A 13,316-nucleotide genomic window follows, 5' to 3' on the forward strand; every position below is an offset into this window, starting at 1 on the left:
GGCGGTCATCACCCGCGAAGGCTGGGATGACCGCGCCGAACGGAAGTTTACGCCGTCCGCAGCGACCCCAGGAATCCGTCGACCTCGGCCTTGAGACGCTCGGACTGCGACGACAGTCCGGCGGCAGCCTGGTGCATCTTCGACGCGGCGGCGCCCGCCTGTTCGGACGCCTTGCTGACGCCCACGATGTTGTCGTTCACTTCCCGCGTGCCGGTGGCGGCCTGTTGCAGGCTGCCGGCAATCTCGCGCGTCGCCTGGCCTTGCTGATCGACCGCGGTCGATATCTGGCCGGAAATCTCGTCGATCTCGGCGATCGTCGCGCCGATCGACTGGATGGCGTTGACGGCATTGCTGGTCGCGCCCTGAATGCTCTGGATCTGTGTCGAGATCTCTTCAGTGGCTTTTGCTGTCTGGTTCGCCAGCGCCTTGACTTCGCTCGCGACCACCGCAAATCCTCTGCCGTGTTCGCCAGCGCGGGCGGCCTCGATGGTGGCGTTCAGCGCAAGCAGATTTGTCTGGCTCGCGATGTTCTGGATCAGGGTGACTACCTCGCCGATCTTCTGCGTGCCGCTGGCAAGGCCTTCGACCACTTCATTGGTGCGACGGGCCTCGTCGGCGGCCTTGGCCGCGATTTCCGCGGAACGGGCGACCTGCTGGGTAATGCTGCCGACCGATGCGGTGAGCTCCTCGGTTGCAGCCGCGACCGTCTCGACGTTGCTCGAGGCGTGGTTCGACGCTGAGGCCGCGGCGGCGGTCTGGCGCGCGGTGTCGGCGCTGTTGTTGCTCATCGCGGATGACAGCTTCTGGACTTCGCTGGCGGCAACCGCCACCGCCTGCACGATGCTGCCGATGCTGCGTTCGAAATTGCTGGCCAGACGCTGCTTGGCCGCCTCGCGCTCGTCCTTGGCGCGCTGCTCGACCTTGCTACGCTCGTTGTTTGCGCGCGCTTCAGCCGCCATCGCGGCCTGTGCCTCGGCCGTCTTCATGGCTGTGGTCTCGAACAACTCCTGGAGCTTGCGGGACAGCGCGATCAGCACGCCCGCCTCGATCAGCAGGATGACCGCATGCAGCACGACGCGGCCGAAATCTGAGCCGCCGGGATAGATCGCTGCGGGCAGCAGGAAGTTCAGCGCGATGTGATGCAGCGCCACCGCAACCGTCGCGGCGGCGATTGCACGATAATCGCAGTAAGCAACGATGCAGGCCAGCGCCGCGAAGAAGTACATATGCATGTCGATCTGCCAGGGGTTTCCCTCAAACTGGTAGGTGAACATCGACACGCCACTCATCAATGCGACGGAGAACACGAGGCGCGTGGAGAGGCCGTTGCCGGACAGGCGCCAGGACAGGGTCGCGGCGAGCGCGAAGATCGCCATGAATATCGCGGGGACAAGCCAGGGCTTGCCGAGCGCCAGCCCGATCGTCACGCTGATCGGAACGTGAAGCCAAAGCGCCGCAACGAGGATCTTGCTGGTGGTCTGCCGCAGCGATTCCAGTCCGTCGTTCTCGACAATCATGCCGCCATCCCCAGAGCTATCTGCCAAAGCATGCCAAAACCGCTTGCGCGTCGATCACGAACCAGGCGCCCGCCTCGTGCAGGCGAGCCAGTCCGTCATGGTCATCCGGGCGGACGACGAGGAGAGTGGGAAGGGCGGTTGCCCCAACGATCGCGGCTTGTGCCGATCCCGCAGCCTGAAAAACCTGTTGCGTGCTCCACCATGGCGGAAACGCAACTGCGACAATTGTCGCGCCCGGACGAACCTGTAAGGTGAGGATTGCAACTGCGATCCAGCCTGCGAGCAGCAATGCCGCCGCATTCGCCCAGGCAGGCCACCGCCGGGACGGAATCGCCGTTTTCCCCTCCATGATCGAAATCTAGGCGATCAGAGCTAATTCCCGGTAAATATCCGGTTAGCGGCCGGGTCGTAGAAGTACTGCCTGCGTGCCGCCGTGTGGAGGTTCGCGGGAGATCTAGCCGCCCGGCGGCCCGAACAGCACGCGCAGCTTTGCGCGGGCGCCGCGCGCTCTCCAGGCATCGCCGAGCATGGCGATCCATTCGCCGAGGGCAATCCGGATCGGATTGAAGGACGGCGTGCCGCCGGCGAGGCCGAAACGAAGCGGCTGGTCTCCAGGACGCTCCGCAAAGGTCCCGAACAGGCGATCGAACACGATCAGGATGCCGCCATAGTTCCGGTCGAGGCACGGCGCATTGCATGCATGGTGTACGCGATGATGGCCGGGCGTGTTGAGCACCCATTCGAGCGCGCCGAGGTTCGGCCCGAAGTCGCTATGGATGAAGAACTGGTAGAGCAGGTTGATCCCGAGCATGGTCACGATCGCGAAGGGATGAAAGCCGATCAGTGCAAGCGGCAGGAAGAACAGGAAATTCCCTGAGATGTTGCCGGTCCAGCCGAGCCGGATCGCTGCCGTGAGGTTCAACCGCGTGGTCGAGTGATGCACCGCATGCGTCGCCCACATCCAGCGAATGCGGTGCGACGCGCGATGCTGCCAGTAATAGAGAAATTCGCTGCCGAGGAATAATCCCGCAAGCGCAAGTGGGCCGGTCTGCGCGAAGTCGAACAGACGGTGCTCGTAGAGGAACGCGAACGGCACCGCGAGAATTCCGGCCTCGATCGCGCGCAGCACGTTTTGTCCCAGCGCGACGCCGAACGATGCAACACTCTCGCGCCAGTCGTGGGTCTCGCGATGTGCGAGCCGGCCGACGCCGTATTCGAGCAGCATCAGGCCGATCGCGGTGGCCAGGATCACGCGGCGGAGCGTCGGGTCGAGCAGGATTGACGCGTAACCCATGGCGGCCTCCTATTTCGGTGCGCCGCCGGCGCTGTCCCTGAGCGCCTGCGCGCGGGGCAGTGCTTGCGCGCAGGAAGATGTGAGCTGGCCGGCATGGGATTGCAGGCAGGCAAGAATGCGCCCGCCACCTGGCGTGACGTCGCTGCACAGCCGGTCATGGTCGGTGCGACAAGCCTGCATGACCGCGCGCGCTTCACTGCGCATCTGTGGGGTCATCTGGGTTTGCAGTTGTGACTGGGCGAGCGAAGGTGCCGAGGTGGCGACACCGAGAGCGATGACGATTGCGGCTCGTGCGAGCGATGTTGAGCCGAAGATGGATGGCATGGGATTTGGCCTTTCTAGGACGGTGCGATCGACCGTCGTCGCGCGGGGCTGGCGCAACGACGGCCGTGGTGAAGTCAGCGCGAGACCGTGCCGGTACGGGTGTAGGTGTTGCCTTGCGGACCGGTGCGGGTGACGTTGCGCGAGCAGCTTCCGTTGGCGCAGCCGCCCGTTGCATAAACGCTTGAGGTGCCTCGGGGGCCGTTCGTGGTCGCCGACCGCGTCCAGGCATTGGCGTCCGCGGCGGCTGCGACCGACAGCGCGCCGATGACGAGGGTGGAGAGGAAGAGCTTGTTCATGGTCGTCTCCTTGACGGTGAGGGCGTTCCGTGTGTGGAAGCCATGTGAGGAGACTGGCCCGGCTGCTTCGATGCCGCTTTGCCGGGAGGCAACGATTGTTATGGCTTTGTCGGGCGGGTGTAACAGTGTGTAACAACGATGCCCGCGCCCTTGCGCGCGCCGCGATGTCATCCAGAATGCGGCGATGAACACGCTTTCGGCCACGATTCTCATGGTGGAGGACGATCCCGAGATCAGTCGCCTCGTCGCCGATTTCATGCGACGCGAGGGCTTCGATGTCGCTTGCGTCGGCGACGGCAAGGCGATGGATGCGATGCTCCAGCGCCTGCGGCCCGATCTCGTGATCCTCGATTTGATGCTGCCGGGCGAGGACGGGCTTTCGATCTGCCGCCGCTTGCGTGCCGACGATTCCATCCCGATCCTGATGCTCACCGCCAAGAGCGACGAGATCGATCGCGTCGTCGGCCTCGAGATGGGAGCCGACGACTATCTCGCAAAGCCGTTCGGACCTCGCGAGCTGCTGGCGCGGGTTCGGGCTATTTTGCGTCGCGCCAACGGCGCCAGCGCAAAGCCGCTGGTCAGACGCTTCGCATTCGATCGGTTCGTGATCGATCTCGATTCCCGCAGTGTGGAGACGCCGGAGGCCGACACGGCTGCGCTGCAACTGACGAGCGCCGAGTTCGACCTGCTCGGCTGCTTCGTGCAGCGCCCGCGCCGGGTGCTCACACGCGACCAGATCCTCGACTGGACCCGCGGCCGTTCGGCGGAGCCGTTCGACCGCACGGTGGACATGCTGATCTCGCGGCTGCGCCGCAAGCTCGACGCTGCAAGCCCCGGCTCCAACCTGATCACGACGGTGCGCAATGGCGGCTATCTGTTCACCGCGACCGTCAGGCAGGTGTCGTGATGCTGCGGGTGACGCTTGCCGCGCGGCTGGCCCTGATCGGGCTGATCGGGTTTACGGTGGTGATGACTGTGATCATGGCGATCTTCTACCGGACCACAGTGCAGGAGAACGAGCTGACGCGGCCTTCGCCGGCGCGCCTCGATGCGCTCGCGACGCTGGTCGAGCGCACGGCCGCCGGCGAGCGGCGGTCCGTGCTCGATGCCGTGTCGTCGCCGCAATTCAAGGTTCGAATCGCACCGGATGGCGCGCCGGTCCGCGGCGAGACGCCGCCGCAGCAGCAACAATTGCGCGAGACCTATGCCGCGGGTCTCGCGGGGCGCCCGGTCGAAATCGTGTCACCGCCCGACCATCGCGCCAGCCGCTGGTTTCCCCGCATCGCGCGGCTGATGGCTAACGCGATCGAGTTCCGCATCGGCCTGCGCAGCGGCGAGATGCTGATCGTCGATGCCTATACCCGCCTGCCGGTCACGCCGCTCGGCTTGCCGGTCGGCTTCGGCGCGGGCCTGTTCGGATCGATCGTGGCGCTGCTGGCGCTCCTTGTCATGCAGCGCGAGACCCGGCCGCTGGCGCAACTCGCCGCGGCGGTCGATCGCGTCGACCTGACGGCCGATCCGCCGCCGCTGCCGGATGCGCGTCGCAGTGCGCCGGAAATCCGCGCCGTGATCGCCGCGTTCAACCGCTTGCAGGGGCGGCTCGCGGAGATGCTGCGGGCTCGCATGACGCTGGTCGGCGGTATCGCCCATGACGTCAGGACGTATGCGACACGGCTGCGGCTGCGGGTCGAGCACATCCCCGATGATCCCGAGCGGCAGCGGGCGGTTGCCGATATCGACGACATGATCCGGCTGCTCGACGACGCGCTGTTGTCGACGCGTGCCGGCGCCGGCGGCCTGTCGCAGGAAATGGTGGAGCTGGCCGCGCTGGTCGCCGTCGAGGTGCACGACCGGCGCGCTCAGGGGGCACCGGTCGATCTGGTCGTTGATGAGCGCGTGCGGAATGCGGTCGTGCTCGGCGACCGGCTGGCACTGCGGCGCATCCTCGCCAACATCATCGACAACGCGCTCGCCTATGGCCATGCCGCCCATGTCACGACCGCGTTGAAGGACGGTGCCGTCGTCGTGTCGATCGACGACGAGGGGGCCGGCATTCCCGATGATCAGCGCCAGGCCGTGCTGGAACCGTTCCTTCGGCTGGAGAAGTCCCGCAACCGTGCGACCGGCGGCGCCGGCCTCGGCCTCGCCGTAGTGCGCAGCCTGGTCGAGGCGCATGGTGGAACGATCGGCATTGCCGCGGCCCCCGGCGGAGGTACGCGGGTCAACGTCGCGCTGCCGGTGTTTCAGCCGGCTTAGAGCGTTTTCGAGCGAAGTGGATACCGGTTCGCGTGAAGAAAACGCGTCGAAACAGGAGACCAGGATCAGGCCGTAACCACTGCCGGGATCGGCAGCGTGGTCACGGACTTGATCTTCTCCATCGCAAAGCGCGAGGTGACATTCTTCAGCGGCACCGCGCTGATCAGCTTCTTGTAGAAGATGTCATACGCCTGCATGTCCGCGACCACGACGCGCAGCATGTAGTCGACGTCGCCGGCCATGCGGTAGAATTCCATCACTTCCGGCATCGCGCTGACGGCCTCGGCGAACTTCTTCAGCCAGGCGTCCGAATGGTCGGCGCTCTCCACCGACACGAACACGGAGATGCCGAGCCCGATCTTGTTCTGATCGACCAGGGCCACCCGTTTGATGATCACGCCGTCCGCCTCGAGCCGCTGGATGCGCTTCCAGCAGGGGGTCGACGACAGCCCGACGCGGTCGCCGATCTCGGCGACGGACAGGGAGGCATCGTCCTGGAGGACCATCAGAATCTTGCGGTCGATGGCATCGAGGCGACGGCTGGTCTCAGGAATCGGGAGGGCGGCATCGGTCATTTGAAGAACTTTGTTTCATTATTCGGGCGATGAGCCCTCATATATAGAATAATTTTCCATAGCAAGTCCATAATGTTGGCCGCGTGTTTGGGGTTAACCCACAGCCACACGTAAAAACTCCTGAATTTCAAAGCGATGCGGGGCGGCGAGACCGCCGCCATGGCGGGTGCATTTCAGCGCTGCGGCCGCCGCGGCGAATCGCAGCGCCTCCCGCACATCGCCGCCTTCGGAGAGGCGCAGCGTGAAAGCGCCGTGGAAGACGTCTCCTGCGCCGAGTGTGTCGATGGCTTCGACCGGAAACGCCGGTGTCTCGTCCAGCTCGGCCGCTTCGTTCAACCAGATGGTGCCGTGCGGGCCGCGCGTGGCGGCCAGAAAGGCCGGCGTCAGCCTCGACAGATGCCGCAGGGCTTCTCCGTCATCGGTCACGCCGGTCGTCTCCTGCAACTGCGCGCTGGCGAACAGCAGGTGCGAGGCGACCGTAAGCAGGCCATCGGTCAGCGCCATCGCGCGGTCGACGCCGACGACGACGGCAATGCCGCGGCGGCGTGCTTCGACACAGAGGTCGGTGCAGAACGCGGCGCAGCGGCTCTCGACCAGAACCGCCTGGCAATCGGCCAGCAACTCGCCGGCATCGGGCAGCTGCACGCTCCACAGGCCGGGATCGCGATAGATCGTGAGTGTCCGCTCGCCGGAAGGCTCGATCATGATGGCAGAGATCGGCGTGGCGAGACCCGGCATGCGCACGATGTGCGTGGTCTCGATGCCCTCCTGCGCCATCCGATCGAGAATGAAGGCGCTCGATGTTTCCCGTGTGTCGCCCATCGGTCCAGCAAACGAGACGCGGCCGCCGAGCCGGGCGATCGCGATCGCGGCATTGAGCGCATTGCCGCCGCAGATCTCCGCGAAATGGCCGGCGTTGGCCTTGCTGCCACGTTCGGGCACGGCCTCGACCCGGAAGGTGAGGTCGCGCACGGGAATGCCGATGCAGAGGATGCGCGGCGCGATCCCGGCCATCGGCGGTCTCAGCTCAGGCGCCGCTCTTGTCGTGCACCCAGCGGCCGAGCAGATGATGGGCGATCGCGAAGGGATGCGGGCCGGCGAGCCCGTCCGGGTGAGTCCGCGTCAGCATCAGGGCCGCCTCCTCGCGCGTGAACCAGCGCGCATCCTCCAGCTCGGAATGATCGACGACGATGTCTTCGTTCAGCGCCCGCGCGCTGCAGCCGATCATCAGCGACGACGGGTAGGGCCAAGGCTGGGTCATGTAGTACTGCACGTCGGTGCAGCGGATGCCGGATTCCTCCAGGATCTCGCGGCGCACCGCGTCCTCGATGGTCTCGGCCGCCTCGACGAAGCCGGCGAGACAGGAATACATGCCCGGCGGAAACTGCTTCTGGCGGCCGAGCAGGCACTTCTCGCCGGATGCGACATGCATGATCACCACCGGATCGGTGCGGGGAAAATGCTCGGCCTTGCAGGTCGGGCATTCGCGCTTCCAGCCACCTTCCTTCATCGCGCTGCGGGTGCCGCAATTGGCGCAATAGCCGTGGCGCTGATGCCAGCCGACCATCGACTTTGCCATCGCGATCGCCGAAAGCTCCGCGGGCGGGATCGAGCCCTGCATCGCCATGCCGCGAAGCTCGGTGACGGTGTAGTCCTCCCGCCCGACCAGCTTCTCGGCAGCGGCCTGCGACAGGCCCATGCCGAACATCGCCGCGCCGTCGCGCAGCCCCAGGAAGATCGTGCCGGGATTGGCGCCGCATTTCAGCGCCTCGTCGATTCCCAGCAGCGCGCGCACCTTTTCGCCCTCGCGCTTCACCAGCAGCGAATCGCGGTAGACGACATAGGCGCGCGACGACGGCTTCTGCTCCATCGCGAACAGTTTCTCGTCGTCGCGGCGCAGATGCGCGGCGCGATCGAGGATGTTGGTGACGAAGGCCGGCTGTCCCAGCGGAAACGAGTCGAATGCTGACATTGTTGTTCTTTCAACCCAACCAGATTTTCTTGCGAAGCGCGCTGATGAAATTCTGCACCTCGGTGGCATCATGCGCCAGAGGCTGCATCACGCCCCAGACCGGTCGTGGCCAGGCGGCGTCACCGGTGCGGCGCGCGATGATGTGCACGTGAAGCTGCGGCACGAGGTTGCCGAGCGCCGCGATGTTCAGCTTGTCGCAACCCGTGATCTCCTTCAGCGCGCGCGAGACGCGGGAGATCTCAGTCATCAGCTGCGCCTGCTGAACCTCGTCGAGATCGATGATCTCGACGGCATCGGCGCACCGCGGCACCAGCAGCAGCCAGGGATAATTTGCGTCCTTGATGACCAGTACCTTCGACAACGGCAAATCGCCGATGTCGATGGTGTCCTCTTTCAGGCGGGAGTGCAGCGACCAGGCGGGTTCGGACATATGCGTTTCCGGATGGCCCGATGGGTTCGGGCCTGTTTGGCCGGACCATACGATACGGAGCTGGATAGGGGAAGGATCGGGCCACGCTGCTTCTGCATACTCGCTCGTCGTCCCGGACAAGCGCAGCGAAGCGGAGCGCCGATCCGGGACGACGAGCGAGTCTGTGGCCGTCGTGGCGGCTACCCTACGCCTCTGCCAGCACCCGCGCGTTGGCGCGGACCGAAGCTTCGCTGACGCGGATGCCGAGGCCGGGCCCATCCGGCACCACGACATGACCGGCCCGGTTGGCGATGCGCTTTTCCAGCACGTCCTCGGTCAGCACATGATGCGGCATGTAGAACTCGCAGCCGAGCGAGATGCCCGGCGTCGCCGCGATCAGCTGCGTCCCGGCGGCCAGCCCAACGCCGCCCTCCCACAGCGTGCCGCCATAGCCCGGCAGGCCGGCGATGTCGGCGATCGCCATGATCGCCTGGGCCTCGAACAGGCCGCCAGCCTTCATCAGCTTGATCGAGACGGCATCGGCCGCCTCGCGGCGCACCACCTCCATCATGTCGCGGCGATCGAAGCAGCTCTCGTCGGCCAGCACGGGCGTTTCCAGCGCCGCGGTGAGCTGCGCCATCACGTCGAGAAACTTGCGCGGCACCGGCTGCTCGATGAAGGTCGGCGCGAACTGCTCGACGTCGCGCAAAATCTTGATGGCGCCGAACGGAGCCAGTGCCTGGTTGTAGTCGACGCGCAGATCGACCTTGTCGCCGAACTCGTTGCGGATCGCCTCGAGATGCGCGAGGTCCTCGCGATGCGGCTTCACGCCGGTCTTGACCTTGTAGATCACGTTCCCGTCGGGAATCATTTTCCGCATGCGTTCGATATCGGCGGCAAAGTCCGGATCGGCGATCGAGAAGGAGAGGGGAATGGTGTCCCGCACACGGCCGCCGAGCAGGTCGGCAACCGAAAGCCCGGACGATTTGCCGACGATGTCGAGCAGCGCCATCTCGATCGCGACCTTCGCCTCGGCATGACCAACCATTGCACGGTCGAGCTCCGCCATCAGCGCGCGGATGCGGCGCACCGGCTTGCCGAGCACGATTGGCCTCAAGTAAATGTCGAGCGCGGAGAACGCCGCTTCCGGCGTTCCCGTGAATACCTCCCACGGCGCGGCTTCACCCCAGCCGACGACGCCGTCGCTGGACGTGAGCTCGAGCAGAACGCGTTTCACCGTGCCCTTGACGTTGCCGACGCCCTGGAGGCGGGCCATCTTGATCGGGCTTTCGATCAGGAACAGCCTGAAACGTTCGACGGTGGCTTCGGTCATGTCAGGCCTCCATTGACGTGCCAGACTTGGCCGGTGACGTAGGATGCTTTTGGTGAGGCGAGGAAGGCGATGATCTCGGCCACCTCGTCCGGCCGCCCGCGGCGGCGCATCGGGATCAGCGCCTCGGTCGCGGCGATCTGTTCGGGCGACAGCCGGCTCTCGCTCGGCTTGTCCTTGATGATGAGGCCCGGCGCAACCGCGTTGACGGTGATGCCGTCTTGCGCGAGTTCGACCGCGGTGAGGCGCACCAGCGCTTCCAGTGCGGCACGGCTGGCAGCCGTCGCTGCAAAGGGGGCGAATTCGGGCCGGATCGCGTGCGCGACGAACGAGGACACGGCAACGATCCGCGCATCACGCCCGGCGCGCAGCAGCGGCAGCGCGGCATCGACCAGCCGCGTGAAAGCCAGCGCGGATTCGTCCATCGCCTGGCGGAACTGATCCGCCGGCGTGCCGATTGCGCTGCCGCGGCGGGCATGGCCGCCGACCAGGATCAATCCGTCGAGCCGGCCGAAGGCGCGTTGCGTTGCCGCGATGGCATCGGTGACCGCGGCCTCCTCGGCGAGATCGCCGAGGCATTTTGCGATGACGGCGCCCTTCGCCTCGGCGTCTGCCGCAGTCGCGTCGAGGCCGGCCGCGTTCGAGCGGGTGTGCAGCAGCAGCGCGGTGCCGGGTGCCGCGAGCAGCTTTGCAGTGGCGCGGCCGATGCCGCTGGCGGCACCGGTGACGAGATAGGCACGGTTGATATCAGGCATCAGGTCGCTGCGTTGGCCGGTGGCAAGGCGCCGGTGCGGTGGAAATGGCTGAGGAAGGCACGTGTCGCGGCTTCCTGCGGATTGTCGATCACCTGCCGCGCCAGGCCTTCCTCGACCACGACACCGTCGCGCATGAAGATCAGGCGGTCCGCAACCTCGCGGGCAAAGGCGATCTCGTGGGTCACGATCACCATGGTCATGCCCTCGGCCGCCAGTTGCTGGATCACGGCGAGCACCTCGCCGACGAGCTCGGGATCGAGCGCCGAGGTCGCCTCGTCGAACAGCATGACGTCAGGCTCCATCGCCAGCGCGCGTGCGATCGCGACGCGCTGCTTCTGGCCGCCGGAGAGCGTCGCCGGATATTGGTCGGCCTTCTCGGCAAGGCCGACCTTGGCGAGCTGCGCCCGCGCGAGCTTCTCGGCATCCGCCTTGGCCATGCGCCGTACCGTGATGGGCCCTTCCATTACGTTCTGCAGCGTCGTCATGTGCGGGAACAGGTTGAAGTGCTGGAACACCATGCCGGTGGTGGCACGGAATTTCGCCAGCGTCCTCACGTCGGGCAGCTTCGAGCCGTCGCCGAACGCAAAGCGCGTGTCGCCCACGCGAACGCTGCCGCCATCCGGCACGACCAGCAGATTGATGCAGCGGAGCAGCGTCGATTTGCCCGAGCCTGACGGTCCGATCAACGCCACGACGCCGCCCTTGGGTACGTCGAGGCTGATGTTCTTCAGGACCTCGTTGCTGCCAAAGCTCTTGCGCAGGGCCCGGATCTCGATCTTCGAAGTGTTCTTGGACGTGTCGCTCATTCGCTGACCGCCAATCGCTTCTCGCCGCGGCGGACGAGGATGGTGAGCGGAATCAGGATCGCCGCATAGGCGACCGCGACCGCGGTGTAGGTCTCCAGCGGCCGGTAGCTGTCATGGGCGGCGACCTGGCTCTGATAGACCAGATCGGGCACCGCCAGCACCGAGACCAGCGAGGTGTTCTTGAACTGGATGATCGACTGGTTCATCAGCGCCGGGATCATGCGCTTGATTGCCTGAGGCAGCACGATGCGCCGCATGCTCTGTCCCGGCGTCATGCCGAGCGCGGCGCCGGCTTCCGACTGCCCCTTGTCGATCGAGATGATGCCGCCGCGGATGATCTCCGAATAGAACGAGCCGCCATAGAGCGACAGCGCCAGCGCCGAGGCCGTGATCGGCGTCATCTCGACGCCGGCCAGGATCGGCAGTGCGTAGTAGAACCAGATCAGCTGCACCAGGATCGGCGTGCAGCGGAACGCCTCGATGAAGGTGAGGGCGGTGAGGCGGATCGCCTTGAAGCGCGACAGCGTTCCGAACGCGCCGAACAGGCCGAACACGAGCCCGAGCACGACGATGACCACGGTGAAACCGACGGTGACGCCGAGCCCGTTGAGAAAGAGCCAGCGATAGCTCCAGAGGATGCCGAAGTCCCACTGATACATATTTTTCTGGACCTCAGTCGCGAAATGGCACGGACAACTCGAGCCGCGGTCTCGGTGCACCTCTCCCGCTTGCGGGAGAGGTCGGCGCGTAGCGCCGGGTGAGGGTTCTATCCTCTGGGGGAGTCTCCCTGGCGGAAACACCCTCTCCTCGACCCTCCCCCGCAAGCGGGGAGGGGCGCAGCGGCGTGCGCGGATCGAGACTGCCCCAAGTTTGCGAGACCTTACAGCGAAACGCCGGGCGGAATGTCCGCTTCGGTCACGCCGACCAGCTCCATGTTGGTGATGATGGCATTGCGGATGAATCCGAGGCCCTTGTTGAAATCGATCCAGGTGTTGACGTAGTCGCGCCAGGTCTTGTCGGTCTCGCGGCGGAAGCCGGCATTCGACGTGGTCGCGAAGATCGGCGTCGGCAGCACGAACTGGCCGAGCGAGGGATTCTTCTTCAGCACGGTCAGCGACAGCATGGTGATCAGGCACTGCGCATCGACGCGGCCGGTCTGCAGCGCCGCGGTGGCGTCGTCCGCGGTCTTGAGACGCGAGATCTGCGCCTTCGGCGTCAGGCGGCTGACGACCTGGTCGTGGGACGAGCCCTGGTCGACCGCGATCTTGACGTCCGGCGAGTTCAGCTCGGCCCAGCTCTTCGGCTTGAAGTCCTTCTTGCAGAGAATACCGAAGGCGTTGTTGAAGACCGGCACCGAGAAGTCGACCACCAGCGCCCGCTTCGGGGTCGGATTGAGGCCGAAGAAGATGTCGATCTTGTTGGACTGCAGATCCAGCACCGAATTGCCCCAGGTGGTCTCGGTGATGTCGAGCTCGGCCTCCATGTCGTCGGCGAGCGCCTTGGCGATGTCGACGTAAAAGCCCTTCCACTGGCCGCTGGAGAGGTCCTTCATGTAGTAGGGCGCGCCGCCGCCGACCGCGCCGATCCGCATCTTCTTGGTGCGACGGATGCGGGCGAAGGTCGATTCGTTGGGATCGGCCGCCTGGGCCACGGCCGGCGAGGCCAGCGCGCTCGCGGTCACCGCGCCAATGGCGCCAAGTCCGACAATCGATGCAACATCACGACGTGTAACCATTGGGATCAATCGCTTTTCTGGTTGGATGAGTTCCGGCCGCGTTCTTA

At 65.6% G+C, this 13,316-nt stretch carries 16 protein-coding genes; 2 read left to right on the forward strand and 14 right to left on the reverse strand.

Annotation, left to right across the window (positions count from 1 at the left end; genetic code table 11):
- Positions 1–47 precede the first annotated feature (47 nt).
- From ACQ86E_RS16095 to ACQ86E_RS16115, 5 genes are all read right to left on the reverse strand, one after another.
- Positions 48–1,517 (reverse strand): methyl-accepting chemotaxis protein, encoded by a 1,470-nt coding sequence (locus tag ACQ86E_RS16095; protein WP_431206203.1) that lies wholly within the window; start codon positions 1,515–1,517, stop codon positions 48–50.
- Positions 1,518–1,533: 16 nt separating this feature from the next.
- Complete coding sequence (locus ACQ86E_RS16100) at positions 1,534–1,866, reverse strand: hypothetical protein (protein ID WP_431206204.1); 333 nt, start codon at positions 1,864–1,866, stop codon at positions 1,534–1,536.
- Between the two features lie 105 nt (positions 1,867–1,971).
- Positions 1,972–2,811: a sterol desaturase family protein gene (locus tag ACQ86E_RS16105; protein ID WP_431206205.1), complete on the reverse strand. Its 840-nt coding sequence runs from the start codon at positions 2,809–2,811 to the stop codon at positions 1,972–1,974.
- 9 nt (positions 2,812–2,820) lie between these two features.
- Entirely contained in the window at positions 2,821–3,135 is a 315-nt protein-coding gene (locus ACQ86E_RS16110; RefSeq protein WP_431206206.1) for a cysteine rich repeat-containing protein, read from the reverse strand.
- A 74-nt stretch (positions 3,136–3,209) separates the two neighbouring features.
- Positions 3,210–3,431 (reverse strand): hypothetical protein, encoded by a 222-nt coding sequence (locus ACQ86E_RS16115; RefSeq protein WP_431206207.1) that lies wholly within the window; start codon positions 3,429–3,431, stop codon positions 3,210–3,212.
- A gap of 184 nt (positions 3,432–3,615) precedes the next feature.
- On the opposite strand from ACQ86E_RS16115, the gene ACQ86E_RS16120 reads away from it, so the two are divergent.
- Positions 3,616–4,338 carry a response regulator gene (locus tag ACQ86E_RS16120; RefSeq protein ID WP_431206208.1) on the forward strand — a complete coding sequence of 241 codons (723 nt, stop codon included), beginning with the start codon at positions 3,616–3,618 and terminating at the stop codon, positions 4,336–4,338.
- A complete protein-coding gene (locus ACQ86E_RS16125; protein ID WP_431206209.1) occupies positions 4,338–5,687 on the forward strand; it encodes a sensor histidine kinase in 1,350 nt (449 codons plus the stop codon). The genes ACQ86E_RS16120 and ACQ86E_RS16125 overlap by 1 nt, the downstream gene beginning before the upstream one ends.
- A 65-nt stretch (positions 5,688–5,752) precedes the next feature.
- Here ACQ86E_RS16125 and ACQ86E_RS16130 read toward each other — a convergent pair whose 3' ends face one another.
- From ACQ86E_RS16130 to ACQ86E_RS16170, 9 genes are all read right to left on the reverse strand, one after another.
- Entirely contained in the window at positions 5,753–6,262 is a 510-nt protein-coding gene (locus tag ACQ86E_RS16130) for an Lrp/AsnC family transcriptional regulator (protein WP_431206210.1), read from the reverse strand.
- A 93-nt stretch (positions 6,263–6,355) separates the two neighbouring features.
- Positions 6,356–7,276 (reverse strand): sugar kinase, encoded by a 921-nt coding sequence (locus tag ACQ86E_RS16135; RefSeq protein WP_431206211.1) that lies wholly within the window; start codon positions 7,274–7,276, stop codon positions 6,356–6,358.
- 13 nt (positions 7,277–7,289) lie between these two features.
- Positions 7,290–8,234: an NAD(+) diphosphatase gene (gene nudC, locus ACQ86E_RS16140; protein ID WP_431206212.1), complete on the reverse strand. Its 945-nt coding sequence runs from the start codon at positions 8,232–8,234 to the stop codon at positions 7,290–7,292.
- A gap of 10 nt (positions 8,235–8,244) precedes the next feature.
- Positions 8,245–8,664 (reverse strand): HIT domain-containing protein, encoded by a 420-nt coding sequence (locus ACQ86E_RS16145; protein WP_431206213.1) that lies wholly within the window; start codon positions 8,662–8,664, stop codon positions 8,245–8,247.
- A 184-nt stretch (positions 8,665–8,848) separates the two neighbouring features.
- Positions 8,849–9,976: a muconate cycloisomerase family protein gene (locus tag ACQ86E_RS16150; protein ID WP_431206214.1), complete on the reverse strand. Its 1,128-nt coding sequence runs from the start codon at positions 9,974–9,976 to the stop codon at positions 8,849–8,851.
- A complete protein-coding gene (locus ACQ86E_RS16155) occupies positions 9,973–10,728 on the reverse strand; it encodes an SDR family NAD(P)-dependent oxidoreductase (protein ID WP_431206215.1) in 756 nt (251 codons plus the stop codon). The genes ACQ86E_RS16150 and ACQ86E_RS16155 overlap by 4 nt, the downstream gene beginning before the upstream one ends.
- Positions 10,728–11,534 carry an amino acid ABC transporter ATP-binding protein gene (locus tag ACQ86E_RS16160; RefSeq protein ID WP_431206216.1) on the reverse strand — a complete coding sequence of 269 codons (807 nt, stop codon included), beginning with the start codon at positions 11,532–11,534 and terminating at the stop codon, positions 10,728–10,730. Before ACQ86E_RS16160 ends, ACQ86E_RS16155 begins: the two co-directional genes overlap by 1 nt.
- Positions 11,531–12,193, reverse strand: a complete 663-nt coding sequence (locus ACQ86E_RS16165; RefSeq protein ID WP_431206217.1) for an amino acid ABC transporter permease — start codon at positions 12,191–12,193, stop codon at positions 11,531–11,533. Before ACQ86E_RS16165 ends, ACQ86E_RS16160 begins: the two co-directional genes overlap by 4 nt.
- 221 nt (positions 12,194–12,414) lie before the next feature.
- On the reverse strand, positions 12,415–13,269 hold the full coding sequence (locus tag ACQ86E_RS16170; RefSeq protein ID WP_431206218.1) for a transporter substrate-binding domain-containing protein: 855 nt from the start codon (positions 13,267–13,269) through the stop codon (positions 12,415–12,417).
- Positions 13,270–13,316: the final 47 nt, after the last annotated feature.

Source organism: Bradyrhizobium betae (assembly GCF_050632175.1).
GTDB classification, from domain to species: domain Bacteria; phylum Pseudomonadota; class Alphaproteobacteria; order Rhizobiales; family Xanthobacteraceae; genus Bradyrhizobium; species Bradyrhizobium betae_B.

Bases quoted from the DNA above. Each gene is read 5' to 3' on its own strand.
- ACQ86E_RS16120 (WP_431206208.1), top strand. From the start codon at position 3,616: ATGAACACGCTTTCGGCCACGATTCTCATGGTGGAGGACGATCCCGAG.
- ACQ86E_RS16145 (WP_431206213.1), bottom strand. From the start codon at position 8,664: ATGTCCGAACCCGCCTGGTCGCTGCACTCCCGCCTGAAAGAGGACACC.
- ACQ86E_RS16115 (WP_431206207.1), bottom strand. From the start codon at position 3,431: ATGAACAAGCTCTTCCTCTCCACCCTCGTCATCGGCGCGCTGTCGGTC.
- ACQ86E_RS16130 (WP_431206210.1), bottom strand. From the start codon at position 6,262: ATGACCGATGCCGCCCTCCCGATTCCTGAGACCAGCCGTCGCCTCGAT.
- nudC (WP_431206212.1), bottom strand. From the start codon at position 8,234: ATGTCAGCATTCGACTCGTTTCCGCTGGGACAGCCGGCCTTCGTCACC.
- ACQ86E_RS16125 (WP_431206209.1), top strand. From the start codon at position 4,338: ATGCTGCGGGTGACGCTTGCCGCGCGGCTGGCCCTGATCGGGCTGATC.
- ACQ86E_RS16095 (WP_431206203.1), bottom strand. From the start codon at position 1,517: ATGATTGTCGAGAACGACGGACTGGAATCGCTGCGGCAGACCACCAGC.
- ACQ86E_RS16165 (WP_431206217.1), bottom strand. From the start codon at position 12,193: ATGTATCAGTGGGACTTCGGCATCCTCTGGAGCTATCGCTGGCTCTTT.
- ACQ86E_RS16160 (WP_431206216.1), bottom strand. From the start codon at position 11,534: ATGAGCGACACGTCCAAGAACACTTCGAAGATCGAGATCCGGGCCCTG.
- ACQ86E_RS16155 (WP_431206215.1), bottom strand. From the start codon at position 10,728: ATGCCTGATATCAACCGTGCCTATCTCGTCACCGGTGCCGCCAGCGGC.
- ACQ86E_RS16105 (WP_431206205.1), bottom strand. From the start codon at position 2,811: ATGGGTTACGCGTCAATCCTGCTCGACCCGACGCTCCGCCGCGTGATC.
- ACQ86E_RS16110 (WP_431206206.1), bottom strand. From the start codon at position 3,135: ATGCCATCCATCTTCGGCTCAACATCGCTCGCACGAGCCGCAATCGTC.
- ACQ86E_RS16100 (WP_431206204.1), bottom strand. From the start codon at position 1,866: ATGGAGGGGAAAACGGCGATTCCGTCCCGGCGGTGGCCTGCCTGGGCG.
- ACQ86E_RS16150 (WP_431206214.1), bottom strand. From the start codon at position 9,976: ATGACCGAAGCCACCGTCGAACGTTTCAGGCTGTTCCTGATCGAAAGC.
- ACQ86E_RS16170 (WP_431206218.1), bottom strand. From the start codon at position 13,269: ATGGTTACACGTCGTGATGTTGCATCGATTGTCGGACTTGGCGCCATT.
- ACQ86E_RS16135 (WP_431206211.1), bottom strand. From the start codon at position 7,276: ATGGCCGGGATCGCGCCGCGCATCCTCTGCATCGGCATTCCCGTGCGC.